Origin of the sequence: Chitinophaga agrisoli, from assembly GCF_008386695.1 — a bacterium.
Taxonomy (GTDB): domain Bacteria; phylum Bacteroidota; class Bacteroidia; order Chitinophagales; family Chitinophagaceae; genus Chitinophaga; species Chitinophaga agrisoli.
In genome coordinates this window covers 1-1,477 of record NZ_VUOC01000007.1, presented here as the reverse complement: position 1 = coordinate 1,477, position 1,477 = coordinate 1, and the positions used below count along the sequence as shown (strand labels likewise).

The 1,477-nt window shown below is 48.3% G+C and carries 1 protein-coding gene; it reads right to left on the bottom strand.

Annotated features, from left to right (window positions below; translation table 11 throughout):
* The coding region (locus F0L74_RS32720) for an Ig-like domain-containing protein (protein WP_149842204.1) at positions 1-1,429 on the bottom strand (1,429 nt) is incomplete at its 3' end.
* Between the last annotated feature and the right edge of the window lie 48 nt (positions 1,430-1,477).

The following is a 1,477-nucleotide window of genomic DNA, read 5'->3' as shown; positions in this document are numbered from 1 at the left end:
GCACAACCGTACCATTTACAGGTGCTGTAACCAGGGAAGCAGTTAAACCATCACCTTCAGGATCGCTGTCATTAGTAAGTACATTTCCTGTAGCCGGTACATCCTCAGGTACTCCCACACTATCCCGCACTGCTATCGGCGCGTCATTAACCGCTGACACATTAAACACCAGATTAGCTGTATCACACAGCGACGGCGTGCCGTTGTCGCATACCTGATAGCTCAGACTATCAAGACCATTGAAATTAGCGTTCGGGGTATAAGTAAAGCTACCATCAGCATTCAGCACTACCGTCCCATTTACAGGCGCTGTTACCAGGGATGCAGTCAAACCATCACCTTCAGGATCGCTGTCATTAGTAAGTACATTACCAGTAGCTGGTACATCCTCTGTAACTCCCACACTATCCCGCACTGCTATCGGCGCATCATTAACCGCTGACACATTAAACACCAAGCTAGCCGTATCACACAGCGACGGCGTGCCGTTATCGCATACCTGATAGCTCAGACTATCAAGACCATTGAAGTTTGCGTTCGGGGTATAAGTAAAGCTACCATCAGCATTCAGCACAACCGTACCATTTACAGGAGCTGTTACCAGGGAAGCCGTCAAGCCATCACCCTCAGGATCACTATCATTAGTCAGTACATTGCCCGTGGCCGGTGCATCTTCAGTTACAGTAATGGAATCTTGTACAGCTATCGGCGCATCATTTACCGCCGACACATTAAACATTAAGACAGCTGTATCGCAAAGTGACGGTGTACCATTATCACAAACCTGGTAGAGCAAACTATCAAGACCATTATAATTAACATTCGGGGTATAAGTAAAGCTACCATCCGAGTTCAGTACCACTGTACCGTTGACAGGAGCTGTTACCAGGGAGGCGGTCAGGCCATCCCCTTCAGGATCACTGTCATTGGTCAGCACATTACCAGTAGCCGCTACATCTTCTGTAACACCTACACTATCCCGTACAGCAATCGGCGCGTCATTAACCGCTGACACATTAAACACCAAGCTAGCCGTATCACACAGCGACGGCGTGCCGTTATCGCATACCTGATAGCTCAGACTATCAAGACCATTGAAGTTTGCGTTCGGGGTATAAGTAAAGCTACCATCCGAGTTGAGAACCACCGTACCATTTACAGGAGCTGTTACCAGGGATGCAGTCAACCCATCACCTTCAGGATCGCTGTCATTATTAAGTACATTACCAGTAGCTGGTACATCCTCTGTAACTCCCACACTATCCCGCACTGCAATCGGCGCGTCATTAACCGCTGACACATTAAACACCAAGCTAGCCGTATCACACAGTGACGGCGTGCCGTTATCGCATTCCTGATAGCTCAGACTATCAAGACCAATGAAGTTAGCGTTCGGGGTATAAGTAAAGCTACCATCCGCATTCAGCACAACCGTACCATTTACAGGAGCTGTTACCAGGGATGCACTCTAACCATC